Source organism: Streptomyces sp. WMMC940, from assembly GCF_027460265.1.
Classification (GTDB): Bacteria; Actinomycetota; Actinomycetes; order Streptomycetales; family Streptomycetaceae; genus Streptomyces.
Genome location: NZ_JAPZBC010000001.1, coordinates 3613195 through 3639321, shown reverse-complemented (window position 1 = coordinate 3639321; position 26127 = coordinate 3613195). Strand labels below are relative to the sequence as shown.

Annotated in this window: 23 protein-coding genes; 9 read left to right on the top strand and 14 right to left on the bottom strand. The window is 74.1% G+C overall.

What is annotated here, in order from left to right; all coding sequences use genetic code 11:
- Positions 1-72: 72 nt before the first annotated feature.
- The 4 genes from O7595_RS15970 to O7595_RS15955 all read right to left on the bottom strand — a co-directional run bounded on the left by O7595_RS15970 (position 73) and on the right by O7595_RS15955 (position 4397).
- Positions 73-1986, bottom strand: a complete 1914-nt coding sequence (locus O7595_RS15970; protein WP_269732508.1) for an FUSC family protein — start codon at positions 1984-1986, stop codon at positions 73-75.
- Between the two features lie 41 nt (positions 1987-2027).
- Positions 2028-2993, bottom strand: coding sequence for an endonuclease/exonuclease/phosphatase family protein (locus O7595_RS15965; protein WP_269729353.1), 966 nt, complete (start codon positions 2991-2993; stop codon positions 2028-2030).
- A 109-nt stretch (positions 2994-3102) separates the two neighbouring features.
- A complete protein-coding gene (locus O7595_RS15960; protein ID WP_269729352.1) occupies positions 3103-3561 on the bottom strand; it encodes a hypothetical protein in 459 nt (152 codons plus the stop codon).
- A gap of 149 nt (positions 3562-3710) precedes the next feature.
- Positions 3711-4397, bottom strand: coding sequence for a TetR/AcrR family transcriptional regulator C-terminal domain-containing protein (locus O7595_RS15955; RefSeq protein WP_269729351.1), 687 nt, complete (start codon positions 4395-4397; stop codon positions 3711-3713).
- Between the two features lie 283 nt (positions 4398-4680).
- Between O7595_RS15955 and O7595_RS15950 the strand changes: the two genes are divergently transcribed.
- Complete coding sequence (locus tag O7595_RS15950; RefSeq protein ID WP_269729350.1) at positions 4681-5508, top strand: MBL fold metallo-hydrolase; 828 nt, start codon at positions 4681-4683, stop codon at positions 5506-5508.
- Between the two features lie 336 nt (positions 5509-5844).
- Here the strand turns inward: O7595_RS15950 and O7595_RS15945 are convergent, their stop codons facing one another.
- Positions 5845-6267, bottom strand: a complete 423-nt coding sequence (locus O7595_RS15945) for a DUF7144 family membrane protein (RefSeq protein WP_269729349.1) — start codon at positions 6265-6267, stop codon at positions 5845-5847.
- Between the two features lie 355 nt (positions 6268-6622).
- On the opposite strand from O7595_RS15945, the gene O7595_RS15940 reads away from it, so the two are divergent.
- The 4 genes from O7595_RS15940 to O7595_RS15925 all read left to right on the top strand — a co-directional run bounded on the left by O7595_RS15940 (position 6623) and on the right by O7595_RS15925 (position 9863).
- Positions 6623-7000 carry a hypothetical protein gene (locus tag O7595_RS15940; protein ID WP_269729348.1) on the top strand — a complete coding sequence of 126 codons (378 nt, stop codon included), beginning with the start codon at positions 6623-6625 and terminating at the stop codon, positions 6998-7000.
- Positions 7001-7310: 310 nt separating this feature from the next.
- Positions 7311-7877, top strand: a complete 567-nt coding sequence (locus tag O7595_RS15935) for an NADPH-dependent FMN reductase (protein WP_269732507.1) — start codon at positions 7311-7313, stop codon at positions 7875-7877.
- Positions 7878-8025: 148 nt separating this feature from the next.
- Positions 8026-9012, top strand: coding sequence for an ATP-binding cassette domain-containing protein (locus O7595_RS15930; RefSeq protein WP_269729347.1), 987 nt, complete (start codon positions 8026-8028; stop codon positions 9010-9012).
- A complete protein-coding gene (locus O7595_RS15925) occupies positions 9009-9863 on the top strand; it encodes an ABC transporter permease (RefSeq protein ID WP_269729346.1) in 855 nt (284 codons plus the stop codon). The genes O7595_RS15930 and O7595_RS15925 overlap by 4 nt, the downstream gene beginning before the upstream one ends.
- A gap of 155 nt (positions 9864-10018) precedes the next feature.
- Here the strand turns inward: O7595_RS15925 and O7595_RS15920 are convergent, their stop codons facing one another.
- From O7595_RS15920 to O7595_RS15910, 3 genes are all read right to left on the bottom strand, one after another.
- Positions 10019-13768, bottom strand: coding sequence for an AAA family ATPase (locus tag O7595_RS15920; protein ID WP_269729345.1), 3750 nt, complete (start codon positions 13766-13768; stop codon positions 10019-10021).
- Positions 13769-14299: 531 nt separating this feature from the next.
- Entirely contained in the window at positions 14300-14923 is a 624-nt protein-coding gene (locus tag O7595_RS15915; protein WP_269729344.1) for an FMN reductase, read from the bottom strand.
- Between the two features lie 2 nt (positions 14924-14925).
- Positions 14926-16065, bottom strand: a complete 1140-nt coding sequence (locus tag O7595_RS15910; RefSeq protein WP_269729343.1) for an LLM class flavin-dependent oxidoreductase — start codon at positions 16063-16065, stop codon at positions 14926-14928.
- Positions 16066-16202: 137 nt separating this feature from the next.
- Here O7595_RS15910 and O7595_RS15905 point away from each other — a divergent pair, with 137 nt between their 5' ends.
- Positions 16203-16355, top strand: a complete 153-nt coding sequence (locus O7595_RS15905) for a DUF6126 family protein (RefSeq protein ID WP_269729342.1) — start codon at positions 16203-16205, stop codon at positions 16353-16355.
- Between the two features lie 146 nt (positions 16356-16501).
- Here O7595_RS15905 and O7595_RS15900 read toward each other — a convergent pair whose 3' ends face one another.
- Positions 16502-17743 carry a cation:proton antiporter gene (locus tag O7595_RS15900; protein WP_269729341.1) on the bottom strand — a complete coding sequence of 414 codons (1242 nt, stop codon included), beginning with the start codon at positions 17741-17743 and terminating at the stop codon, positions 16502-16504.
- Between the two features lie 2 nt (positions 17744-17745).
- Complete coding sequence (locus O7595_RS15895) at positions 17746-18249, bottom strand: cation:proton antiporter regulatory subunit (protein ID WP_269729340.1); 504 nt, start codon at positions 18247-18249, stop codon at positions 17746-17748.
- A 171-nt stretch (positions 18250-18420) separates the two neighbouring features.
- Here O7595_RS15895 and cbiE point away from each other — a divergent pair, with 171 nt between their 5' ends.
- Together cbiE and cobM are read left to right on the top strand one after the other, a co-directional pair.
- Complete coding sequence (cbiE, locus tag O7595_RS15890) at positions 18421-19665, top strand: precorrin-6y C5,15-methyltransferase (decarboxylating) subunit CbiE (protein WP_269729339.1); 1245 nt, start codon at positions 18421-18423, stop codon at positions 19663-19665.
- Complete coding sequence (gene cobM, locus O7595_RS15885) at positions 19662-20411, top strand: precorrin-4 C(11)-methyltransferase (RefSeq protein ID WP_269729338.1); 750 nt, start codon at positions 19662-19664, stop codon at positions 20409-20411. Before cbiE ends, cobM begins: the two co-directional genes overlap by 4 nt.
- A gap of 16 nt (positions 20412-20427) precedes the next feature.
- Here cobM and O7595_RS15880 read toward each other — a convergent pair whose 3' ends face one another.
- Positions 20428-21174 carry a cobalt-precorrin-6A reductase gene (locus O7595_RS15880; RefSeq protein ID WP_269729337.1) on the bottom strand — a complete coding sequence of 249 codons (747 nt, stop codon included), beginning with the start codon at positions 21172-21174 and terminating at the stop codon, positions 20428-20430.
- Between the two features lie 11 nt (positions 21175-21185).
- Here O7595_RS15880 and O7595_RS15875 point away from each other — a divergent pair, with 11 nt between their 5' ends.
- Positions 21186-22313 carry a cobalt-precorrin-5B (C(1))-methyltransferase gene (locus O7595_RS15875; RefSeq protein WP_269729336.1) on the top strand — a complete coding sequence of 376 codons (1128 nt, stop codon included), beginning with the start codon at positions 21186-21188 and terminating at the stop codon, positions 22311-22313.
- A 316-nt stretch (positions 22314-22629) separates the two neighbouring features.
- Here O7595_RS15875 and O7595_RS15870 read toward each other — a convergent pair whose 3' ends face one another.
- The 3 genes from O7595_RS15870 to O7595_RS15860 are packed head-to-tail and all read right to left on the bottom strand — an operon-like array spanning position 22630 to position 26122.
- Entirely contained in the window at positions 22630-24171 is a 1542-nt protein-coding gene (locus O7595_RS15870) for a precorrin-2 C(20)-methyltransferase (RefSeq protein WP_269729335.1), read from the bottom strand.
- Positions 24168-24809, bottom strand: coding sequence for a precorrin-8X methylmutase (locus O7595_RS15865; protein ID WP_269729334.1), 642 nt, complete (start codon positions 24807-24809; stop codon positions 24168-24170). Before O7595_RS15865 ends, O7595_RS15870 begins: the two co-directional genes overlap by 4 nt.
- Positions 24806-26122: a hypothetical protein gene (locus O7595_RS15860; RefSeq protein WP_269729333.1), complete on the bottom strand. Its 1317-nt coding sequence runs from the start codon at positions 26120-26122 to the stop codon at positions 24806-24808. Before O7595_RS15860 ends, O7595_RS15865 begins: the two co-directional genes overlap by 4 nt.
- Positions 26123-26127 lie beyond the last annotated feature (5 nt).

Below are 26127 nucleotides of genomic sequence, written 5' to 3'. Positions count from 1 at the left end.
GGTGCGCCTCGCCCGGGCGCCGTGGCACCGCCACGTACCGGGGCCTCCCGTCCGGACCGTCCGTCCCCGCCGTCACGGCCCCTGCGTACCGGACGCCGGGGACGGCGACGCGATCGTGCGGGCCGCAGTCACCTCCTGGCGCAGCGGTTCGAGGACGCCGGACTCGTCGCCCTCCAGCGGCGCCCGCACCGCGGCGGGTTCCCCCCGGGAGCGGATGTCCCCGGCGAGTTCGCGCAGGTGCCGTACGACCTCGTCGACCTCGCTCCGCGTGGGCGGCGGGGCGCCGTGGTCCACCCGGACCCGGGCCGCGGTCGTCGCGTCCGCGATCCGCTCGACGGCGACGACGAGCGGCCACCACGCCGCCGCGCGCGTGCCCGTGGGCGGCGGCTCGGTGAGCGCCCGCTGGAACTCCGAGCGCACGGCCGACAGGTCCCGGTACAGCCGGCGCCGGGACCGTGCCCGCTCGCCCCGTTCGGCATCGGTGCCGAACGCCAGCGCCACATGGTTCGCGGCCTGGTCGACCGAGTCCGCGAGCCGGTCCCCGATGCGGCTGTGCCAGCTCTCCGGCCACAACAGGTACCCCGCGACCAGCGCGATCGCACAGCCGATCAGGCTGTCCACGAGCCGTGCCCTTACCAGCCCGATCCCCTGGCGGTTGAGCAGGTCGGACAGCAGCAGGATCACCGGGGTGATCGCCGCCGTCTGGAAGGCGTACCCCTTCGCCGAGAACGCGGGGATGAGGCCGCCGAGGAGGAACATGACGGGCACGTCCCACCAGCCGCGCGGCACCTCGGCCAGTACGGCGGCCGCGACCACCAGGCCCGCCACCGTCCCCAGTCCGCGTCCCACAGCGCGGGAGAAGACCGAGCCGAAGTCCGGCTTCATGACGAAGGTGACGGTGAGGGCGACCCAGTAGGACCGGTCCAGTTCCACGATCGAGACCAGCGCCTGGGCGAGGCCGATGCAGAGCGCGAGCCGCAGTCCGTAGCGCCAGGACGCCTCGGAGAACAGCACATCGCGCGCCGTGCGGCGGACACGGGTCCCGAGCGCGGCGGGCCGGCCGAGGCGGTCGTCCACGTGGTGGGGATCGGGTTCCGGCCCCAGGACGACGGTCGTCGCGTGCCGCAGGGCGTGGTCGACCGCCCGCTCGGTGGGTGTGGCGGGCAGCGGCAGGTGCGGCTCGTACGGGCCCGTGCGGCCACGTTCGACGGCGTCCGCGAGCGTCCGTACCGCCGCGGGGATCGCGGTGGGCAGCGGGTGGCCCCGCTGGTGCGCGGCGGGCGCCGCCTCGACCACCGGGACCAGGGCGTTGAGCTGCGCCAGCAGCCGGACCAGCGTGGGATTGCGGCCGTGGTCGCGGGCGCGGCGGGCGAGGATCAGGTCGTACGAGTCGTCGAGCGACTGCGTGACGGCCCGGCGGCGCTCGTCGTACGTGCTCCCGCCGGCCGCCGCCAGCAGGTCCGCGACCGCCCGGTAGGCGCGGGCGACCGCCGACCGCTCGGGCGCGCCCCCGCGCAGCGGCCAGCCGAGCAGGGCCAGCGCGAGCACGAGCAGACCGCCGAGCCCGAGGAGTAGTGGTGCCGTCCACCAGGGCCGGGGCAGCGGCAGCCCCGACCCGATGACCGCGTTGAGCAGCAGCAGCAGTCCCGAGGCCGAGGCGACCGCACCGATCGACGAGATCATTCCGGAGACGAGGGCCACCGTCGTGAGGACGGCGACGGTGAGCCACCCCTGGGCGTACACCAGCGTGCCGAGCGTGACGCCGACGGCGCCGAAAGCCTGGGGCACGGCGATGTTGAAGATCCGCATCCGGTAGGCGTCGGCGGTGTCGCCGATGACTCCCGAGAGCGCGCCCATCGACACCAGCGCCCCGTGCACCGGCCGGTCCACGGCGAAGCCCACGGCCAACGGAGCCGACAGCGCCACGGCGGCGCGGACGACCGCCGCCCGGTTGACCGGTGTGGGCTGCGGGCGCAGCCCCGACACCAGCCACGTCGGCGGCGTCAGCCGTACTCGCTCCTTCACGGTCACCCCTTGTGCAGGTCGAGAGCGACGAGCAGCGCGCGGTGGTCCGTTCCTCGGAGGTCGAGGAACCGTGCGCCGCGTACGCCGAAATCATCGCTCACCAGCACATGGTCGATCTGTGTGCCCAGCGGCCGGGGTGCGGCGGCCGGCCAGGACGGGGTGCGGAAGGCGCCGCCGAGCCGGGCGCTGTCGTGCAGCCCGCCCGCGTCGAGGACTCGGCGGAAAGCGGCGTGGTCCTGTCCGGCGTTGAAGTCGCCCGCGAGGATGGCCGGGGTCCCCCGGTTGCCGGACGCCCAGGCCCGTACCCGGTCCAGGCCCGCCCGCCAGGCGCCGAGACCGCCGGGGACGGGCGGCAGCGGATGGGCGAGCTGCAGCCCGACCGTGCGCCCGCCGATGGGCGCCTCGGCGCCCGGCATGGCGAGCGCGCCCGGGATCCCGGCGGTGCCGCTGAGCGGATGCACGGAGAGGATGGCGGAGCCCGCCGCGAGATCGCCCTCCACGATCCGGCGGTACGGGTAGTCCCGGCGCGGGAGGCCCGACGCGAGCGCGGCGGAGCAGACGCGGTCGCATTCCTGGACGAAGACGAGGTCGGGGCGCTCTCGCCGGACGGCGTCGATCAGGTCCGGGGTGGCCCGCCCGAACCCCACGTTGGCGGTGAGTACGTCGAGCCGGGCGACGACGGGCCCGCGCGGCGGCCCGGGCTCGGGTCCGTAGGGCCGCACGAACCAGCCCGTGACGGCGAGCGCGACCAGCGCCCAGGCCAGGAGCACCGGACGACGGGTGAACGCGGCCATCAGCAGGGCGAGTCCGGCCGGCGGCAGCAGCCACGGCAGGAACGCGAGCAACTGCGGCACGGGCGTCGGGCCGTCGACGTCGAGCGCCCGGCAGCCGACGACCACCGACACCACGGCGAGCAGCGCTCCCGCGGTCCACGCGGCGGCGCGCCGCACTGCGATTCCCGGCTCCATGACCGGCCAACGGCCCACGGCCCGGCAGAGTTCGGCACGGGACCGGCGGCCCGCCCGCCCGGTCGGCCCACGGGGGCCGGGCTCGTGGCGGGGCCGCCGTGCCGGCCCCTCAGTGCCGTAGCGCCTGCCCGATCTCGGCCGGCGGCGTACCGGACAGGTCCCGATGGGTCTGCGCCGTCGCCGACTTCGTGCCGCCGGGCGGAACCGCGTCGATCGACACGACGGTCGCGTCCAGCAGATTCCCGCTGCTGTCCTTCCAGTTGACCAGGACCGTGTAGTCGGCGGCCGCGTCGGTGGGGTTCGTCGCGGTGATCTCGTTGGAAAGGCGGTTGTTCACGGCCTCCGTGGGCCCGGCCTTCACGTCGGCCTTCGCGTTCAGACCGCCTTTGATCTTCGCCATCTCGGAGGCCGCTGCCGCAGTTGCCGACTCGACGGCCTCACCCGCCTTGGACGCCACCGACTTCGGCGTCTCGCCACTGTCGTTCGCACAGCCGGTCATCCCGGCCGCGAGCGCGACGGCGGCCGCGGCGGCCATGACGGCGTTCCGTGTGCCATGGCTCGATCTCATACGCACCAGGGTGCGCCCCCGGCCAGGGTTCGGCCACTCGGTGGACCGGTGCGGAGACCGGACCGCTGCTCCAGCCTGCGCCCGCGCGGGGCCCGCCGAGCCTTGGGACGGGTGGGCGGGCCGTGGCCCCGCGGCGCCGGCCGGCCGTGTCAGTCCTGCGCCACCGGAGCCAGTCCGCGCAGTGCCGAGATGAGCAGTTCGACGCCGAAGGCGAACTCGGCCTCGTGGTCGTTCACGGCCAGGATCGGTGCGACCTTCGCGACGGCGGGGAAGCCGGAGCCCGCGAAGTAGGCGGTGCGGGTGGCCAGTCTCTCGTCCGGACCCCGGCCCTCGCGGCCCGATCCCGGTGCGCTGCGGACCTCCTGCAGGAGGGTGCCGACCTGGAAGGAGATGAACAGCCGCAGCACGTGCACCGCGATCTCCGCGTCGAAGCCGTGGTCGAGCATCATCGCGATCATCGTGTCCACCGGCGCGAGCGCGGTGGGGGTGGACAACTGCCGCATCAGCACCAGTTCGCAGGCCCGCGGGTGCCGCAGGGACGCCCTGCGGAAGCCGTACGCGATGTCGCGGATGCCCTCCTCCCAGCCACCCGTCACCCGGCGCGGCATCCGCATGTCGGTGGTGATGAAATCGGTCACCCCGTCCAGGATGTCGTCCTTGCTCCGCACATGGTTGTAGAGGGACATGGCCTGGACGCCGAGGCGGGCCGCGATACGGCGCATGGACAGCGCCTCCACGCCCTCCTCGTCGATGATCACCAGTGCCGCCCCGACGATCCGGTCCCGACTCAACGGCTCGCGAGGGCCGGGGACTTCAGGTCGTGCTCCTCGGGCCATGGACGAGGCTCCTCTTTCGGGTGGCTACGTGCGGTAACGCTTGACGACTTACAGCGTAAGTGCTTCGCTCCTGTCTCGTACTTACGGTGTAAGTGGCGCAACTGCTGTGGAGGCAGGGCGAGATGCAAGACGGAACGGCCGCGCACGACGCGGCCGTCCGTATGAGCGCCTTCCGGGACCGGAGCCACGAGCGAACGGTCCGCCGAGCACAACAGCACAGCCACCATCCTCTCCCAGCCCGGCCGCCTCGCGCCGGGTATCCCCCTGTGAGCAGGAGGCACAGATGTCTGTGCGTACGACCCCGACCCGTCAGCGGCGCTCGGCCATCACCATCCACCACCTCGACTGCGCGCCGATGCGCCCCCTGGGCGGTGGCCCGCTCGTGGCGCACTGCCTCCTGATCGCGACCGGGAGCGGGCTCGTCCTCGTCGACACCGGCCTCGGCGCCGCGGAGGTCTCCGATCCCCGGCGGCTCGGCACTCTCTTCCGCCGCACGATGCGGCCGGAGCTGGACCTGTCGCGCACGGCCGTCCACCAGGTCCGGGCGCTGGGCTACGACCCGTACGACGTGAAGGACATCGTTATCACCCATCTCGACCTGGACCATGCCGGCGGCCTCGCGGACTTCCCGCACGCCCGGGTCCACGTGATGGCCGACGAGTACCGCGCGGCCATGCGGCGCGACACCCGCCTCGAGGCGAACCGCTACCTGCCCGCCCAGTGGGCGCACGGCGTCGACTGGGTCGTCCACGACCACGCCGACTCGGACTGGATGGGCTTTTCGGCCTCCCGGGTGCTGCGCGCCCCCGACATCCTGCTGGTGCCGCTGCCCGGTCACACCCGCGGCCACAGCGCGGTGGCGGTCCAGGAGCCGGACCGCTGGCTGCTGCACGCGGGCGACGCCTATTTCTTCCACGGCGAGATCGACCTGCGTCGACCGCGCTGCCCCCGGCCGCTCGCGCTGCACCAGCGGCTCGTCGCCGACGACCACGAGATGCGCCTGGGCCAGTTGGAGCGGCTGATGCGGCTGCGCCGGGCCCATCCACGTCTCGTGCGGATCTTCTCGTCGCACGACCCGTTCGAGTTCGAGCTGATGGCGAACGGAGGCTGAGAGCCGGGCGGGACTCCCGGGCAGTGGACGGCCCACGACCGGCTGGAGCAGGGCACCCAGCGGGCCACCACGCCCCGGCTCGCCCTCGCGCACCGGCTCCTGACCGCCGGCCGGTCCGCGGAAGCGCCCGTGCCCCGGGCGCGGACACGCGGGGGGACGCCGAGGGGGCTCTCGGAGCGTTCGAGCCCCCTCGGCGTGTTCGTACCGTGCCCGCCCGGCGGCCGGCGAGCGCCACCGGGGCACGACAGGCCCCCGGTGCGCGGTGCGGGAAGCCGGACTCCGCAGTCCTTGCGGGGGCTCGTGCAGAGGAGAGCCGCCCACGGACGGATCGCCCGGTCAGGCCGCGGTGCGCGACTCCGTGGTCACCAGCGCCCAGATGATGAACACCGAGACGGCCATCGAGAAGATCGCCCACACCGGCTGGTAGGGCAGGAACAGGAACTGGACGATGATGTTCAGCGACGCCAGGGCGACGCCCAGATAGCGCGACCACTCCATGTTCTTGAGGATCCCCCAGCCGGTGACCGCCACCAGGATCCCGAGGACCAGATGGACCCAGCCCCAGGCGGTGAGGTCCCACGAGAAGACGTAGCTGCCGACCCGGGCGTAGACCTCGTCCTCGACGATCCCGGCGATCCCCTCGAAGATGCTGATGATGCCCGTGACCATCATCAGGACGCCGGCGAAGAGCGTGCCCCCCGCCGCCCAGCCGGCGTCCGGACCCGCTCCGGGCGTGCTCCGTGCAGTGTGTTGGCTCATGGCGTCAGCATGGGCCGCACGGTCGATCGCGGACATTTCTGTTGAGCCGTTCGCGGTACGCACGCGGGCGGCGGAACCGGGCGGGGTGCCCCGCGCCGTGCGGCGCCGGGGCCGGGACGCCCGCCCGGGGACGGGCACGTGGTCGCCCGGACGGCCGCCCGGTCCGTCCCCGCCTGTTCGCCCGGGGCGGCGCCGTGCCGCCGCCCGGTCCCGGGTCGCGGGTCCTCCGGGGCTCCCGCCTGATCCGTGCCCGGTCCCGGGTCCGCCGCGCTCCCGCCTGATCCACTTGCCGCACCCGCCGGCCGGGTGTGCGCTGGTGGGAAGGGGAATCGGGGGCAGCGGAAGGAGCCCTGCCATGGTCCACGCGGCGGTGCCCGAGCGGCACCACGGCACCACCCTCGGCATCGTGTTGCCGGCCGTGATCGGCGTGATCTACGGCCTCTACACGTCCTTCATCGCCCGCATGTCCGGAGAGTCCGCGGGCGCACAGTTCGCGATCGGGCTGATCTCCTGCCTGGCGATCGCCGGGCTCTGCTACGCGCTGGGCCGCTACCAGCACAGCCTTCCGCGGGAGCTGCGCGCGGTGGCGTACGCGGCGCTCGTCGGCTGCTCGGTCGGCTACCTCAACAGCCTGTCCGGCGACAGCATCCTCACGTCGGTCGTCCTGTCCGTGATCATCGCGGCGGCCACGTTCTGCGTGATGTTCTACACCTTCTACGTGCACGAGGACTGATCTCCCCTCGTCCTGGGGCACCTCGCGGGGCGCGGCCGCCAGATCCGATCTGGCGGCCGCGCCCCGCGTTCTCGCGCCCATGGGGTGGGACCGGGGAGGACGGCCGGGGCCCCGGGGAGACGGGAGGAGGCGCCTCGTGCACGACCAGGACCAGGACCAGGACCAGGACCGGCACCAGGACCGGCGCGAGCACCGGGACCGGGATCGGGGCCAGGGCGGTGGGGACCTCGGCGGACGCAACGGCCGGGCTCCGGAGACCCGGCACCGGGGTGGGGAGCACCGGGAAGCGGAGGGCGGGGAGGCTCGCGACATGCAGCCTCGCGACCCGGAGCCGGAGGCACCGCTGCGCGTCGCCGTCATCATCGGAAGTACGCGCGAGGGCCGGGTCGGTGAGGCCGTGGGACGGTGGTTCGCCGAGCGGGCGGCCCCGCGAGACGATCTGGAGCTCTCCGTCGTCGACCTGATCGACTACGACTTCCCGGCCCACTACCCGGACCGGGCCACCACCGGGATCAGGGAGTTCACCGACGAGGTCGCACGCGCCGACGCGTTCGTCGTCGTCACGCCGGAGTACAACCGCTCGTTCCCGGCTTCGCTGAAGCAGGCCATCGACTACGCGTACGACGAGTGGCGGGCCAAGCCGGTCGCCTTCGTGAGCTACGGCCACGGTTCGCGCGGACTGTACGCGGTCGAGCAGCTGCGTTCCGTTTTCACCGAGCTGCATGCGGTGAGTTTGCGCAACGGCGTCGGTCTGAACCTCCTGGACGACCTGTTCGAGCCGGACCAGGACAGGTCCGTGGGACCGATGCTCGACCAGCTCGCCTGGTGGGGCCTCGCGCTCCGCGACGCGCGTGCCACCCGGCCGTACATCTCCTGAGCCCCCAACCGGACCACGACCCACCGACCCGAACGCTCACCGAATCGACCGTCCCTGCCTCCCGACCGTCCCTGCCGTCCCGCCATTACGACCAATCCGCGGCCCCAGACCGCGACCGCCACAGCGAAGGAACCGAAGGAACTCGACGATGAGTACAGATCTGGCCATTGAGACGAACGGCCTGGTGAAGGTGTTCGGCGACAACCGGGCCGTCGACGGCGTCGATCTCCGTGTGCCCGCCGGCACCGTCTACGGCCTCCTGGGGCCGAACGGCGCCGGCAAGACGACCACGGTGAAGATGCTGGCCACCCTCCTCAGGCCGGACGGCGGCGAGGCGCTGGTCTTCGGCAGCGACGTGCTGAAGGACGCCGACACGGTGCGCGGCAGGGTCAGCCTCACCGGGCAGTACGCCTCGGTGGACGAGGACCTGACCGGCACGGAGAACCTGATCCTGCTGGGCCGGCTCCTCGGCCACGGGAAGCGGGCGTCCCGCGAACGGGCGGGGCAGCTGCTCGAAGCGTTCGGGCTGACGGAAGCCGCCGGCCGCCAGGTGAAGAAGTACTCGGGCGGAATGCGGCGCCGCATCGACATCGCCGCGTCCATCCTCAACACGCCGGACCTGCTGTTCCTGGACGAGCCGACCACCGGTCTCGACCCGCGCAGCCGCAACCAGGTCTGGGACATCGTGCGGGCCGTCGTCGCCCAGGGCACGACCGTCCTGCTCACCACGCAGTACCTGGACGAGGCCGACCAACTGGCCTCCCGGGTCGCCGTCATCGACCACGGCCGGGTGGTCGCCGAGGGCACCAAGGGGGAACTGAAGGCGTCCGTCGGCGCCGGAGCCGTTCATGTGCGGCTGCGCGACGCCGACCGGCGCCCGGACGCCGAGCGCGTCCTGACCGTCGCGCTGAACGCCTCGGTCCAGCTCGAGACCGACCCCGTAGCCCTGACGGCCCGGGTCAACGGCCACGGCACGGAGCTCGGCGCGGCGGAGCAGGCCGCCCGAGCCCTGGCCGAACTGGCCCGCGAGGGGATCACCGTCGACAACTTCGCGCTGGGCCAGCCCAGCCTGGACGAGGTCTTCCTCGCCCTCACCGACCGCAAGCCCGTCACCGAGAAGGAAGCCGTCGCATGAGCACCGCAGTGACCCGGGAAACAGAGGACCTCACCTTCACCGCGCCGAAGACGGAGTCCCTGGCGGCCCTGCTCGTCGCCGGGGAGCGTCCGGCGCGGCCGAGCGCCCTCGCGGCCTCCGTGACCTTCGGCTGGCGCGCCATGCTCAAGATCAAGCACGTGCCGGAACAGCTCTTCGACGTCACGGCGTTCCCGATCATGATGGTGCTGATGTACACGTACCTCTTCGGAGGGGCGCTGGCCGGGTCGGTCGACGCGTACATCCAGTTCCTGCTCCCCGGCATCCTGGTGATGAGCGTCGTGATGATCACGATGTACACGGGCGTCGCCCTCAACACCGACATCGACAAGGGCGTCTTCGACCGCTTCCGCACGCTGCCGATCTGGCGTCCCGCGCCGATGGTCGGCTATCTCCTCGGCGACGCCGTCCGCTATGTCATGGCCTCTGCCGTGATGCTGACGGTCGGCATGATCATCGGCTATCGGCCGGAGGGCGGACCGGTCGGAGTCCTGCTCGGCGTGGCCCTGCTGCTGCTGTTCTCCTTCGCCTTCTCCTGGATCTGGACCATGTTCGGGCTGCTGCTGCGCACGGAGAAGTCCGTCATGGGCGTCAGCATGATGGTGATCTTCCCGCTGACCTTCCTGAGCAATGTCTTCGTCGAGCCGAGGACGATGCCGGGCTGGCTGCAGGCGTTCGTCAACAACAGCCCGGTCACCCATCTGGCGACGGCGGTGCGGGAGCTGATGGCGGGCAATTGGCCGACCGCCGACATCGCCTGGACCCTGGGCTGGGCAGCGCTGTTCGTGGTCGGTTTCGGCGCCATCACCATGCGCCTGTACAACCGCCGCTGAGCCCGAGCCGGTGCCCGGTGCCGGTGGCTGCTGCACGGCGGCCGGCCGGTGCCGGGAGCCCGGACCCCAGCGCTTTCCGCCGGTGACACACGAGCTCCGTCCGGACATGGGACACGGGCGGGCGGGCCGTGGACGGTCTGCCGGGGAGGCGCGGCTCAGAGCCGCCATCGGACCTGCTGCCCCGGCCGGTACGCGCACGCGGATCCCGTGGAGACGGACGCACACAGGTGGGCGGCCAATTCCGGGTGCGTGGCGCCGAGTTTGCGGAGCGTGTCGCGGATGCGGGCCGTGACCGCCTTCCGGGCCCGTTCGGCCTCGTCGCCGAGCCGGCGGCTGCGTCCGCCCAGCCCGGCGGCGCTGCGGAGTTCGTCGAGGAGCGCCGCACGTTCGCGGTCGTAAGCGGCGGCGCGTTCGTCGTCGCCCGAGGCCGTCGCACGGTCTATGGCGTCGTCGAGCTGTTCCAGGCGCCGCCGGTACTGGGTCCTGGCCTCCTCGTCCAGCACCGGATCACCGCCGAAACTCCGCGCGGCGAAGGCGGTTTCGCCGGACCCCGCGGCGAGGAGCCGGACGGCCGGGACATCGGTGCCCGGCACCGCCAGCAGAGCCGCGAGGTCGCGCAGGCCCTTGGCGTCGGGGACATGGACCGTGCGGCCCTCCCAGACCAGCAGCCAGACCGGTCCCTCGCGGCGGAACACGCCCTGCGCGCACTGCCCCGGGGCTCCGGAGCGCGGCTCCCGTACTGGTCGGTGCGCCGGGGAGAACGCCGCGGGCCGGGCCGACTGCCCCGACCTGGAGGACTCGGGGGACCGCGGTGCCTGTGGCGTCCCGGCCCGCGCGGGCGCCCCGGGCCGCTGGGACCGCCCGCCCTGCGACGCGTCGGGGCGGGTCGGCAGGTCGTGCGGCCCGGACTGTGCCCGCGCCACGGGCCGTTCGCCCGGTGCGCCGCCCGGCGCTTCGGCACCCGGCTTCCCCGGCCGCGACCACCCGGACGACGCCCGGGCCGTCGGGGCTGCGAAGGGCGCCTCCACGCCGAGGGACTTCGCCTCCTCGGCCACCCTGGCTTCGAGCTCCCCCACCCGGGCCAGGTCCGGCTCCGAGGCACGGCAGCGCAAGGCCCCGACCAGGGCCGATCTCGCACGCAACGCCCACGGTCGGGCGCTGAGCCGGTCCGCCGAGGCGACCGCCGAGTCGAGCTCCCCGACGGCCTCGTCCCAGCGGCCGGCGGCGGCATCGAGCAGACCGAGCCACAGATCGACGGGACCGCTGATGTCACAGCCGTACAGCGACACGACCCAATGGCCGCGGTATCCCTCCAGGGCGCTCCGCGCCGACGCGATGAGCTCCTCGTCGCCCGACAGGGCGGCTGCCTGCGCCCGCAGACGGATCCACAGCGGCTCGAAGATCCGCGGGAACGGCTCGGGCAGAGCGTCCAGCTCGGCCACCGCCCGGAGCGTACGGGCCCGGTCGCCGACCTCCGCGGCCGTGATGCCCCGCAGCAGCCCCGGATACGGGTGCCCGGCCGGGGCGAGCCGCTCCAGGACCTCCTCCGCCTGCGCGAACCGCCCCTGGAGCAGCCGCAGCCCCCACACGATGTGCAGCGCCATGAAGGTGAAGGGGGGATGCTCGTGGCCCAGGTCGGTGACCTGCGCGAGATGCGTCTCGGCCTCGTCGAAGCGACCGTTGAACGCTGCGACGAGGCACCGGTCCACGGCGAGGCCGAGATCCGTGCGGCGCACACCCATCCGCTCGGCGACGGCCCGGGCGATCCGGAGCTGGTCCAGATAGCGGGGGTCGTCCAGTTCCAGCAAGGTGACCCAGCGCATCGAGGTGGCGTGGAACTCCATGTCCCGGTTCCTCGTGCGGCGCGCCACCGCCGCCATCTCGTCCGTGAGGGCGAGCCGCTCCTCGGACGTGCCGAGCCCCCAGATGGAGTCGTGCCTGGCCCAGAGCGAGAAGGCGAGGGCGTCGTCGTCCTCGCCGCGCCGGGCGAGGGTCGTGGTCAGCCCCGCGAGTTCCTGGGCGATCAGCTCGGGAGGCAGCCTGTCGGGGTCCGGCCGGCCGGGGTCGGACCCGCCGCCGGTCAGCGCGCGGTACGCAGCGCGCAGCAGCGCCGTGCTGCGGGTGCGGGTGGGGCCGTCAGCCAGGGCGGTGTGCGAGTACAGGGTCATGGCGACCCGGGCGAGCAGCTCGCCGTCGTCCAGCGTGGCCGCGAGCGCCGCCGCCCTGTCGAAGGCCACCCAGGCCTCGGCGTCCTCGCGACTGTGGTGCAGCTCCCCGCCGAGGTCCAGGGCCACCAGTGCGGCCCGCCGTCGGAGCGCCCTCGCCGCGCCGGCATCGCCTGCCTCCGGCCGGTCCGCGCGGCCGGTGCGGTCGCCGTCGCCGGCGGCCGCTCGTCCGGCACCGAGCGGGTCCGTACGCGGCGGGGTGTTCCCGCCGGGTGCCGTGGCCGCCGCCTCTGCCGATCCGCCCCGCTCCGCGTGCGCGGTTCCGGGAGGCGCCGCGGGAGCCCGCCCGCCGGACCGGCCGTGCCCGACGGCACCGGCCGACGCCCCGGACGTCGCGTGTTCCGCCGCCGACTCCGCGATCTCCAGGGCCCGGCGGTAGTGGCCCACCGCCTCCTCCGAGGCCAGCCGGCCGCCGGCGTCGCGGGCCGCCTCCACCAGCAGTTCGATGCGGCGCCCGGGCGCCAGTTCGTCGCCCGCCAGGTAGGCGTGACCCGCGAGGTCGCCGGGCAGGATCCGCACCTGCTGCGGCAGCCCGGCCGTCTCGCCCAGCGCCCGGACGACCGCTGCGTGGCGGGCCCGCGCCTCGGACTCGTCCAGCGCGTCGTACAGCGTCTCCCGCACCAGGTCGTGGGAGAACGTGAACCTCCCCGACTCCCGGGCCGTGACCAGCCTGGCCGCCACCGCCCGGTCCAGCAGCCGGTCCACATGCGCGACCGGCGCCCCGGCCACCAGGGCCAGCACCTGCCGGTGGAAGTCGCGCCCCAGCACCGCGGCCGTGGTCAGCAGCGCGCCGACGGGTCCCGGCAGCAGGCCCAGCCGCCGCCGCACCGCCACCCGCACGCCGGGCGCCACGGCGGTGACCGGGCTGCCGCTGTGCCACAGCCGGGCGGTCTGCTCCACGAAGAACGGATTGCCGCCGGTGCGCCGGTGCACCTCCGCGACGAGCGCGGGCTCCGGTTCGCGACCGGCGGTGACGGCCATCAACACCCCCACCTCGTCGCGCTCCAGGCCGGTGAGCGTCAGCGTCGTCGCCCGTGAGGCGAGCGGCAGCATCAGCTGCTGGAGCGGGTGGCCGGGTGTCTCCAACTCGACGTCCCGGTACGTGCCGACGAGCAGCAGCCGCTCGAACCAGGCGTGCTGCGCCGCGAATTCGAGCAGCTTCAGCGACGCGGGGTCCGACCAGTGCAGATCGTCGAGCACGACCACGACGGGACGGCTCTGCGAGACGGTGACCAGCGCGGTCGTCACCGCGTCGTACACGGCGAACGGCTCCTTGTCCCCGTCCGCCGCGAACCGCTCCTCGGGCCCGTCGCCGCCACGCGCGGCGTCGCCCGGGCGGCCGCGGGAGCCGGAGGTCTCCCCCAGGAGGACGGTCAGGCGTCCGCCCGCCGCCTCCTCGACCCGCGCCCACTCCTCCTCGCCGACGGCCCGGCGCAGTGCCCGGACCACCTGGACCCACGGCCAGTACCCGGGTGCGCTGTCGGAGTCCCAGCACGATCCGCCGAGCACCAGCGCCCCGTGCCGCCGGGCCTCCTGGGCGGCCTGGGTCACGAGGGTCGTCTTGCCGATGCCCGCCTCACCCGTGACCAGGACAAGACCCCCGTGGCTGTCCGTCGCCCGGCCGATCTCGGCCCGGAGGACGCCCACGGGGTGCTCACGCCCGATGAGTGCGGGACTCATGGCGGAAACGATAGGAGGCGGCACTGACACTCGGCTTCGGCGGCGGCCCCTCGGGACCCTCGGGGGCCGCGTGGGATGCGTCGGGTCCGATCCTTCCGGCACGGCGGGGCCACCGACCGAACCGGCCGCCGACGGGCGCCGTCTCGACGGTTCTGCGGTGATCGACGGCTGGTTGAACCACCCGACGCCCGCGCGTCCCCGCCGGGGACAGCTCGCCGCGGCCGACGCGGACCACGACCCGGCCCGGACCACGACCCGGCCCGGACCCCGGAGCGGCCCGTCGGCCGGATTGCCCGGCGGGACCGCCCGGCCGGATCGTCCGGTGCGATCGCCGCCGTCCGTCGCCTCGTCCCCGTGCCCGTCGCCTTGCGTCCGCCGTCCGCCGTGCGTCGCCTCGTCCCCGTGCCCGTCGCCTTGCGTCCGCCGTCCGCCGTGCGTCGTCCGCCGTCCCCCGTGCGTCGCCTCGTCCCCGTGCCCGTCGCCTCGGGCCCGTCGTTCGCCGTCGGAGTCGCCGAACGCGGACCGCGCCGGTCAGTCGAAGCGGAGGTCCGCGAGCTGCCGCTCGAGCTCCGCCAGCTCGTCCGCCCCCTCCTCGTGGGCGGGCCGGTCGGCCATCAGCTCGGCCAGCTCCCGGCCGGCCCTGCGGATCCGGGTGGGCAGCCCCTCGGTGTACTCGTCGCCACTGGAGCCCCAGTCCTCCGACGCCGCGTACACGGCTGTCGGAACGACCAGCGCCCGCAGATAGGCGAAGAGCGGCCGCATGGCGTGGTCGAGGACGAGGGAGTGCCGTGCGGTGCCACCGGTCGCCGCGACGAGGACGGGCTTGCCGGTCAGCGCCCGCGGGTCCACCAGGTCGAAGAACGACTTGAAGAGTCCGCTGTACGAGGCCGTGAAGACCGGCGACACGGCGATCACACCGTCCGCCCTCGTCACCGCGTCGACGGCCGCGCCCAGCGTCGGCGAGGGGAAGCCGGTCACCAGGTTGTTGGCTATGGCGGTGGCCAGATCGCGCAGCTCGACGACCTCGACCTCCACCTTCCGGTCCTGCTCCGCCAGCCGATGCCGGGCCGCCTCGGCCAGCCGGTCGGCCAGCAGCCGGGTGGACGAGGGACTGCTCAGCCCCGCCGACACGGCGACGAGCTTCAGTTGCGCCATGGTCAGTCCTCCTCGCCGCTGCCGGTGTCGTATCCGCCGGTGCGGTAGGCGGTGACTGCGTCGTCGCCGGTGCCGCGGGCGGCGGCCACGGCCGGGTGGACCGGGGCGTCCGGCACTCCGGCGGGCCGCAGGCCGGCGAACTCCTTGCGCAGTACCGGGACGACCTCCTCGCCGAGGATGTCGAGCTGCTCCAGGACGGTCTTCAGCGGAAGTCCCGCGTGGTCCATCAGGAACAGCTGGCGCTGGTAGTCGCCGACGACCTCACGGAAGCCGAGGGTCCGCTCGATGACCTGCTGCGGGGAGCCGACGGTCAGCGGCGTCTGATCGGTGAAGTCCTCCAGCGACGGGCCGTGCCCGTAGACGGGCGCGTTGTCGAAGTACGGGCGGAACTCCCTGACCGCGTCCTGGGAGTTCCCGCGCATGAACACCTGTCCGCCGAGACCCACGACGGCCTGCTCCGGGGTGCCGTGTCCGTAGTGCGCGTACCGCTTCCGGTAGAGCGCGACCATCCGCCTGGTGTGCTCCGCCGGCCAGAAGATGTTGTTGTGGAAGAAACCGTCGCCGTAGAACGCGGCCTGCTCGGCGATCTCCGGCGAGCGGATCGAGCCGTGCCACACGAACGGCGGGACACCGTCCAACGGCCGCGGCGTGGACGTGAAGCCCTGCAGCGGCGTACGGAACTTGCCCTCCCAGTCGACGACGTCCTCCCTCCACAGCTTGTGGAGGAGGGCGTAGTTCTCGATGGCGAGCGGTATGCCCTGGCGGATGTCCTGCCCGAACCAGGGATAGACCGGTCCGGTGTTGCCGCGGCCCATCATCAGGTCGACGCGGCCGTCCGCCAGGTGTTGGAGCATCGCGTAGTCCTCGGCGATCTTCACCGGGTCGTTGGTGGTGATCAGCGTCGTCGAGGTGGACAGGATCAGGTTCTCGGTGCGCGCCGCGATGTGCCCCAGCATCGTGGTCGGGGACGACGGCACGAACGGCGGGTTGTGGTGCTCGCCCGTCGCGAAGACGTCGAGACCGACCTCCTCGGCCTTCAGCGCGATGGCGACCATCGCCTTGATCCGCTCGTTCTCGGTCGGGGTGCGACCGTCGGTCGGATCGGTGGTCACGTCACCGACGGTGAAGATTCCGAACTGCATCGGGCGTCGCCTCCAGGAGCCGTTTGGTTGAACATTAAACTGCCACCTGGAACGGACGCCGTCCCGGAACTATTCCGCCCGTACGCTGGAGTCCCCGGAGCACCGTGCACGGGTCCGGGTCCGGGAGGATACCGCCGATGAGCGAGACCGCGCGTGAGAGCGAGCGTGAGAGCGAGCGCTGGAAGGAGCGCGGCGTCGCACTGCGCGTCTTCGTGTACGTCTTCGCCACACATGCCTTCGCGGGCTTCGTCTGGCTGCTCTTCCATGTGGGGCAGAACGCCCAGAAGTGATCGGCGCCCCGTAGGCCGGCGCCGAGGTCGCCCACCGTGCTCACCGCCCACCGTGCCCCGCCGCGTACCGTGGCGCCGCGCGGAGCACCGGCTCAGAGGCCGGCGTTCGAGACGACCGGACCGCGCGTGCGAGGGGCCGGAGACGATCAGCCGCCCGCCGCCGGCGCCACCGCTCCGTCCGTCACGGACGCCGCACGCTCCGCGCCCCCCGGCGGCCTTGGCCGCGGGCTGTGGCGGAGCCAGGACCGGACGGTGTGGACCGCGGGCTCGGTCCAGCGGGCCGCGAGCGGGCCCAGGATCACCAGGATCAGCACGTACGCGGTGGCAAGCGGCACGACGCGCGGCTCGGTTGAGGCCACCAGTCCGGCGATGACGATGGAGAACTCCCCACGGGGGACGAGGGTGCCGCCCGCCCGGAGACGGCCGCGCGGGCCGATGCCGGCGCGGCCGGCCGCGTACCAGCCGGTCGCGATCTTGGTCAGGCTGGTGGCCACGGCGAGCAGCAGTGCCGGCAGCAGCACCGGCGGGATCGCCGTCGGGTCGGTCGACAGCCCGAAGAAGACGAAGAACACCGCCGCGAAGAGATCGCGGAGCGGGCTGAGCAGGCGTCTCGCCCCCTCCGCGACCTCACCCGACAGGGCGATGCCCACCAGGAACGCGCCCACCGCCGCCGACACCTGCAGCTCCTGCGCCGCACCCGCGACCAGCAGGGTGAGGCCCAGTACCACCAGCAGGAGCATCTCCGGGTCGTCGGAGGAGACCGCCCGGCTGAGGTGCCGGCCGTGGCGGACCGCCAGGAAGAGGACCAGGGAGACCGTGCCGACGGCGATCAGCAGGGTGATGCTGCCGCCGGCCAGGCCGAGTCCCGCGAGCAGCGCGGTCAGCAGGGGCAAGTAGACCGCCATCGACAGGTCCTCGATGACCAGGACGCCGAGGATCACCGGGGTCTCGCGGTTGCCCAGCCGTCCCAGGTCCGTGAGGATCTTCGCGATCACGCCCGACGACGAGATCCAGGTGACGCCGGCCAGCGCCACCGCCCCCACCGGCCCCCAGCCGAGCAGGAGCGCGGCCGCCGCGCCCGGCGGGGCGTTGAGCAGGAAGTCCACCAGGCCCGAGGGGTACTGGGTGCGCAGGCTCGTCACCAGTTCGGAGGCGCTGTACTCCAGGCCCAGCAGCAGGAGCAGCAGGATGACGCCGATCTCGGCGCCGACGGCGATGAAGCCCCCGCTGGCGCTGAGCGGCAGCAACCCGCCCGTGCCGAAGGCGAGACCGGCGAGCAGATAGAGGGGGATCGGGGACAGGCCGAGGCGTCCGGCGAACCGGCCGATCAGCCCCAGGGTGAGGATGATCGCGCCGAGTTCGACGAGGAGCATCGTCGTGCCGTGCACGGTCAGCCTCCGGCTCCGGAGGCGTCCGGTTCGTCCCCGGAGCCCTCGATGATCCCGGCGAGCGCGTCCACGCCCTCCCTGGTGCCGACGACGACGAGCGTGTCACCGATCATCAGCCGGAAGCCCGGCCCCGGCGAGGGGTGCACACTGCTCGGGCGCCGGACGGCGACGATCGAGGCGCCCGTGCGGGTACGGGCCCGGGTGTCACCGAGCGGCCGTCCGGAGTACGGGGAGCGGGCCGGGACCGGGATGTGCTCGGTCACCAGGTCGAGGCCGTCGGTGCGCACGCCCTCGACGGGGGTCGGGTCCAGCAGCCGGGCGAGCCCGCCGGCCTCCTCGGGCGTCAGCGGCACGGAAGCCGCCCACTCGTCGGGATCGTCCGCGGAGTAGAAGCCGAGGAACCGTCGGCCGTCCTGGTGGACGACCAGCGAGAGGTGGTGACCGCTCTCCGAGGTGATGTCGTACTGCGTACCGACGCCCGGCAGGGGAGTGCGTCGAGTGGCCATGGCTGCCTCCCGGAGCCGAGTCGGACGATGAGGCGCGCGTGGCGGGGCCGGGACCAGGGGCTCGTTCTCCACTTCAGTATTACGTGATCTTGGGGGCTCCGCGCGCCGGTGACCGGTGTCCCGTCCCCCCGCGAACCGGAGACCACCTGCGCGGACAGTAGAGTCCCGTCCGTGACGCCCGACCCCCGCCCCGCCGTGTCCGTCGTCGGGATCGGTGCCGACGGCTGGGACGGACTGCCCGATACCTCCCGCGCCGCGCTGTGCGCCGCCGACGTGCTCGTCGGCGGCGCACGCCAGCTCGCCCTGCTGCCCGCCCACGAATGCGCGGGCGAGCGCGTGGCGTGGCCGTCGCCGCTGCGCCCCGCCGTGCCCGCGCTTCTCGCCGAGCACGCCGGCCGGCGCCTCGCCGTCCTCGCGAGCGGCGACCCCATGTTCTACGGCATCGGCCGCACCCTCTCCGAGATCGCCGGCCCTGACGCACTTCGCGTACTGCCGCACCCGTCCTCCGTCTCGTACGCCTGTGCCCGCCTCGGCTGGCCGGTCGAGGAGACCGAGGTGGTCACGACGGTCGGCAGGCCCGTCGCGGGGCTCGGCGCCGCGCTCCACCACGGCCGGCGGCTGCTGGTGCTGAGCGCCGGCGCCACGACTCCGGCGGAGGTGGCCGAACTGCTGGCCGCGAGGGGCTTCGGCCCCAGCCGGCTGCGGGTGCTGGAGCAACTCGGCTCCGGGCGGGAGCGCCTGGTCGCCGGTACCGCCTCCGGCTGGGACCGGCCGCCCGGCGACCCCCTGAACGTCGTCGCCGTGGACTGCGTCCGCGAGCCCGGCGGGCCCCGGCTCGGCGCCGTGCCCGGATTGCCCGACGAGGCGTACGAGAACGACGGCCAGCTGACCAAGCGCCATGTGCGCGCCGCGACGCTGGCCGCGCTCGCGCCCGCGCCGGGCGAACTGCTGTGGGACGTCGGCGGCGGCTCCGGCTCGATCGGGATCGAGTGGATGCGTACGCACCGCTCGTGCCGGGCGGTCACCGTCGAGCGGGACGCGGAACGGGCACGGCGCATCGAGCGCAACGCGGAGAGGCTCGGCGTGCCCGGACTGCGGGTCGTCACGGCGGCGGCGCCGGACGGTCTGGCCGGACTGCCCGTCCCCGACGCGGTGTTCATCGGCGGCGGGCTCACCGCGCCGGGACTGCTCGACGCCTGCTGGGACGCGCTGCCGGAGGGCGGACGGCTGGTCGCGAACACCGTGACGCTCGAGTCGGAGGCGCTGCTGGCGGAGCGCTACCGTCGGCACGGCGGCGAGCTGGTGCGGCTCGCCGTGGCGCACGCCGTACCGGTGGGCGGGTTCACCGGCTGGCGGCAGGCGATGCCCGTCACGCAATGGTCCGTCACCAAATCCCCCGCGGGAGAATCCTCATGACCGTCTACTTCATCGGCGCCGGACCCGGTGCGGCCGATCTGATCACCCTGCGCGGCGCGCGGACGCTGGCTTCGTGCCGGGTCTGCCTCTACGCGGGCTCGCTCGTCCCGGCCGAGCTCCTCGCCGAATGCCCGCCGGACGCGCGCCTCGTGGACACGGCGGACCTCGATCTGGACGCGATCACCGAGGAGTTCGTCCGCGCCCACGCGGAGGGGCACGACGTGGCCCGGCTGCACTCGGGCGACCCGTCCGTGTTCAGCGCGGTGGCGGAGCAGATGCGGCGGCTCGACGCGGCGGGCATTCCGTACGAGGTCGTTCCCGGCGTTCCGGCGTTCGCGGCCGCGGCGGCCGCGCTGAAGCGGGAGCTGACCGTACCGACGGTCGGCCAGACGGTCATCCTGACCCGCGTCGCCCAGCAGGCGACCCCCATGCCCGACGGAGAGGACCTGGCCACCCTGGGCCGCAGCGGCGCACTGCTCGTCCTGCACCTCGCCGCCCGCTACGTCGACCGCCTGGTCGACGAACTGCTGCCGCACTACGGACCCGACTGCCCCGCCGCGGTGGTGGCCATGGCCAGCCGCCCGGACGAGCTGGTCCTCCGGGGCACGCTCGACGAGATCGCCGGGCTGACGAAGGAGGCGGGCGTCACGAAGACGGCGGTCATCCTGGTGGGCCGCACCCTGGCAGCCTCCCAGTTCCGTGACAGCCACCTGTACGACCCGGCGCGGGACCGGCACGTCTGCTGACGGCACACCGGCCCGCCTACCCCGGCAGCGGCCCCAGTGCCGTCACCCACGCCAGCGCCTCCGCCACCCCCGTCGCCGCGGGGACGTCCTCGGGCACGGCCGGCCGGCGGACCACGACGACCGGGAGGCCCGCCTCGCGGGCCGCGGTGAGCTTGGGCGAGGTCGCGGCGGCGCCGCTGTCCTTGGTCACCAGGACGTCGACGGCGTGGTCGGCGAGCAGCGCCCGTTCGCCCTCGAGGGTGAAGGGGCCGCGGTCGAGGAGCACCCGCATCCGCGCGGGATGCGGCTGCTCGGGCGGGTCGACGGAGCGGACCAGGAACCACAGGTCGTCCAGGTGCGCGAAGGACGCCAGACCCATGCGGCCCGTCGTCAGGAAGACCCGGCGCCCCAGGGAGGGCAGCCTCTCGGCCGCCTGCGAGAGGGAGTCGACCGGATGCCAGTCGTCGCCCGCCACCGGGACCCACCCGGGCCGCCTCAGCGCGAGCAGGGGAACATGGGCCTGGTCCGCGGCGTGCGCCGCGTTGAAACTGATCGTCCCGGCGAAAGGATGGGTGGCGTCGATGAGCACGTCCACCTGGTGCTCGCGCAGCCAGGCGGCGAGGCCCTCCGCCCCGCCGAAGCCGCCGATCCGCACCTCGCCCCGCGGCAGTCTCGGCGCCGCGACCCGTCCCGCGAGCGACGTGGTCACCCGCTCCCCCCGCGCGTGCAGCGACTCGGCGAGGGCGCGCGCCTCCGTCGTACCGCCGAGGACCAGGACGTGCACGGGGGACCTCCATGGGTGAACCGGCGCCCGTGGGCGGACGCAGCGCCCAACTCAAGCACACCGGTCTCCGGCCCGGCTGGACCACCGGGGCCTGCGCCACAGCCGCGACGACCGCCGCGTACACCGCGCTGCTCACCGGGGACTTCCCGGACCCGGTGACGATCACGCTGCCCAAGGGCCAGAGGCCCGCCTTCGCGCTGGCCGTGGAGGAACTGGCGGACGGGCACGCGACGGCGGGCGTGGTGAAGGACGCCGGTGACGACCCGGACGTCACGCACGGCGCGCTGATCCGTGCGACCGTGCGGATCCTGCCCGCCGGTTCGGGAGTGGTGTTCCGTGCCGGACCGGGCGTCGGTACCGTCACCCGCCCCGGGCTGCCACTGGACGTCGGAGAGCCGGCGATCAACCCGGTGCCCCGGCAGCTGATGCGGGAGCACGTCACGGAGGCCGCCGCCCGGTACGGCGGCTCGGGCGACGTCGAGATCACGGTCTCCGTGGACCACGGCGAGGAGATCGCGCGCTCCACCTGGAACCCGCGGCTCGGCATTCTCGGCGGGCTGTCCGTCCTCGGCACGACCGGCGTCGTCGTGCCCTACTCCTGCTCGGCGTGGATCGACTCGATCCGCCGCGGTGTGGACGTGGCCAGGGCGGCGGGCCGCACCCATCTCGCCGGGTGCACGGGCTCGACCTCGGAGAAGACGGTCGTCGCCCTGTACGGGCTTCCCGAGGACGCGCTGCTCGACATGGGCGACTTCGCGGGCGCGGTGCTCAAGTACGTCCGCAGGCACCCCGTCGACCGGCTCACCGTCTGCGGCGGCTTCGCGAAGCTGTCCAAACTGGCGGCGGGGCACATGGATCTGCACTCGGCCCGCTCCCAGGTGGACAAGGGCTTCCTCGCGGAGCTGGCCCGCCGGGGTGGGGCGGACGAGATGCTGGCGGCCGAGGTCGCCGCCGCCAACACCGGTCTCGCGGCGTTGCGGTCGTGCGCGGCCCGCGCGGTCCCGCTGGGCGATCTCGTGGCAGTGACCGCCCGTGACCAGGCACTGGAGGTGCTGCGGGGCGCACCGGTCACGGTGGACGTGGTATGCGTCGACCGCGCGGGCACGGTGGTCGGCCGCTCGGCGCCGAAGGGCCCCTGACACCAAGGGCCCCGGACGGCGAACTCCAGGGGTACCGACGCCGAAGGAGCCCGCTCACCCCGTCCGGGTACGCCGCCCGCGCCCGGCCCCACCCCCGGTCGAACCGGACCCGCACCGCACCGGACCGCACCGGACCGCGCCGTACCGGCGGACCCGTACCGGAAGGGCGGACCCGCACCGCGCCGGACCGGCGGACCCGGGCGGTACCGGCGGACCGGCACCGGGCGGTACCGGACCTGGGCCCGGACCCGAACCGGCCCCGAGCCTCCGCCGCCTTCGAATCCCGTTCCCCCGCCGGACCTCGCCCGGCGCGGTCTCACTCCAGTGCCGAGTCGTCCACGGGTACGTGTGCGGTGTCCGGATCCGGGTACGTCCGCGGGGTCCAGACGATCTCCTCGCCCGAACCGCGGCGCACCGTACGGGTCTGCGACGAGCCGACCAGCAGCAGGGTCCTCATGTCCACCACCGACGGGTCGAGTTCGCCGAGCCGCACGATCCGCACGCTCTCCTCCGGACCGCCCACATCGCGCGCGACGACGACCGGGGTGTCCGGAGCGCGGTGGCCGAGCAGCAGTTCACGGGCCTTGGCGACCTGCCAGGTCCGGCTGCGTGAACCGGGGTTGTAGAGGGCCAGGACGAGATCGGCACGGGCCGCCACCGTCAGCCGCTCCGCGATGACCTCCCACGGCTTCAGCCGGTCGGAGAGGGAGATGGTGGCGTAGTCGTGCCCCAACGGTGCCCCGGCGCGCGCCGCGGCGGCATTCGCCGCGGTGAGGCCCGGCAGCACGCGCACGGGCACGTCCGCGTACGGCTCCTGCGCCGCGACCTCCAGCACGGCCGTGGCCATGGCGAAGATCCCGGGGTCGCCGCCCGACACCACGGCCACCCGGCGGCCGCGCCGGGCGAGGTCGAGGGCGAACTCCGCCCGCTCGGACTCCACCTTGTTGTCCGAGCCGTGGCGGCGCTGCCCCGCCCGCACCGGCACCCGGTCCAGATAGGTCGTGTAGCCGACCAGGTCGTCGGCGGCGGCGAGCGCGCCGCGGGTCTCGGGCGTCAGCCACAGCGGCCCGGCCGGTCCGGTGCCCACGACGACGACCTCGCCCCGGGGCCGCGCCTCCGGCCGCACCTCGTCGATCCGGCTCGGCAGCACCGCCACCGAGAAGTACGGCACCGACTCCGGGTCCACCTCCGCCAGCCGCTCCGTGCGCTCGCCGGCCATCGTGGCCCGCTCCACGTAGCGCGCGTCCTCCAGCCGGCCCGCCCGCTCCAGTGCCCGCCGCACGGCGGGGAAGGTCCGGCCGAGCTTCATCACCACCGCCGAGTCGGTGGCGGCGAGACGGGCCGCCAGCTCCTCCTCGGGCAGTGTGCCCGGGACGATCGTCAGCACCTCCTCCGCCTCGCACAGCGGCTCCCCGAGCCGCGCGGCCGCCGCGCTCACCGAGGTCACGCCGGGGATCACCTCGGTCGGGTACCGATGGGCGAGCCGCTTGTGCATGTGCTGGTAGGAGCCGTAGAAGAGCGGATCGCCCTCCGCGAGCACGGCCACCGTCCGCCCGGCGTCGAGATGCGCCGCGAGCGTGGCCGCGGCCTCCTCGTAGAAGTCGTCGAGCGCCCCCCGGTAGCCGCCGGGGTGGTCGGTGGTCTCGACGGTGATCGGGTACATCAGCCGCTCCTCGATGTGGTCGGGGCGCAGGTGCTCCGCCACGATCGAGCGGGCGATGGAACGGCCGTGCCGGGCGCAGTGGTACGCCACGACGTCCGCCTCCGCGACGACCCGGGCCGCCCGGAGCGTCATCAGCGACGGGTCCCCGGGGCCGAGCCCGACGCCGTACAGCCTTCCGGTCCGCTGTGTGCTCACTCCGCCTCACTCGCCATCGCGTTGATCGCGGCCGCGGCCATGGCGCTGCCGCCGCGCCGGCCGCGCACCACCAGGTACTCCGGACCACCCCCGTGCGCGGCGAGGGCGTCCTTGGACTCGGCCGCGCCTATGAAGCCCACCGGCACGCCGATGACGGCGGCCGGGCGGGGCGCTCCCTCGTCGATCATCTCCAGCAGCCGGAAGAGCGCGGTGGGGGCGTTGCCGACGGCGACCACGGAGCCTTCGAGGCGGTCCCGCCACAGTTCGAGCGCGGCGGCGCTGCGGGTCGTGCCGAGCCGTGCGGCCAGTTCCGGCACGGACGGCTCGGACAGCGTGCAGATCACCTCGTTGCCCGCGGGCAGCCGCTTGCGGGTGACGCCGCTGGCGACCATCTGCGCGTCGCACAGGATCGGGGCCCCTGAGCGCAGCGCCTCTCGGGCCCGGGCCACCACCCCGGGCGAGTACGCGAGGTCGCGGACGAGGTCGACCATGCCGCAGGCGTGGATCATCCGCACCGCGACCTGGCCGACGTCGGCCGGGAGCGCGTCGAGCGCGGCCTCTGCGCGGATCGTGGCAAAGGACTGGCGGTAGATCTCCGCGCCGTCCTTCTCGTAGTCGAACACGGTCTTGTCGCTCATTTCGTCGTACGGGTTCGGGCTGTGGCGATGGTGCCTTCGAGCTCGGCGCGGGACGGCACGGGTACGGAAGTGCCGTGCGCGGTCACCCGGTACGCGCCGTCCCCGGTGGCCACGACGTCCACGTACTCCCCCTGCGGACGGCCGCAGCGCCGCTCGCAGCCCGACCAGTACACGGGCAGGCCGCCCCGGCCGGGGGTCACGTCGGCCCGCACGTCGGCCAGGGACTTGGCGCATCCGGGCCGGCCGGTGCACGCGCCCACCCCCCACCAGGGCGAGTCGGTGCCGGTGACGAGACCCGCCCGCCCGAGGGTGTCGAGCCGCGCCCGCGCCGTGCCGCGGTCCGCGAACCCCGGCACGACGACCCCGCGCCACGGGGTCAGCCGCACCTCGTCCGCGGGCGCCGGCAGCAGCTGCCGCAGTTGCGCGACGGTGAGCCGACCGAGTGGAGCGGCGACGGACACGGTCCAGCCGTCCGGTCCCTCCACGACACCGGGCAGCGGTCCGGTGCCGGGCCCCTCGGGCCGATCCACAGGCGGGCCCGGGGCCGGATCCGGGGTGGAGCATTCCGTTCCGGTGAGGAGGGGGAGCGGTTCCGCCGCCACCCCCGCTCGCACCAGCCACCCGTCCACGTCGATGTCCTGCCCCTCCGGCAGCTCCCGCACGCGCCACGCGCCCGTGCCCGCCCCGGCGGCCGCGGTCAGGAACGCCTCCGCCGCGGCGAGCGCCGCGCGTGCGGCGTCGGTGGCACGTACACGGAAGGCGTGGCGCCCGACCCGCAGCACCGCGCGCCCGTCCGTCCCTGCGAGCAACGTCACATCCGCGCCGAGTCCGGCGACATCGCCCCGGCCGTCGTCCAGGGCGAACAGGAACCGGCCCGAGAGCCTCGCCGCCCGGTCGCTCGCGCACAGCAGGGCGTCCAGCTCCCGGGCCCACAACTGCACGTCGGCGCTGCCGAGTCCGTCCAGTCCGGCCAGCGGCGAGGCCACGACGTTGCGCACCCGCTCATGGGCCTCGGCGGGCAGCAGCCCGGCGTCACGCAGCAGTTCCGCCAGTTCCGCCCCGCAGCCGTCCGCCAGGCCGCGCAGCTCGGCGTTCCCCCGGGAGGTGACGCTCAGAGCCCCGTCGCCCAGTCGCTCGGCCGCGGTGGCCAGCACACGCAGCTGATGCTCGGTCAGCAAACCGCCGGGAAGGCGGAGTCGGGCCAGCCGCCCGTCGTCCGCCGCATGCAGCCGCAGCGCGCCCGGGCAGGCGTCACTCCGGTCCCGTATGCGGGGTTCGCCCCGGTCCGGGGGTGTTGTGGGTGTGGGCGGCATGGCGG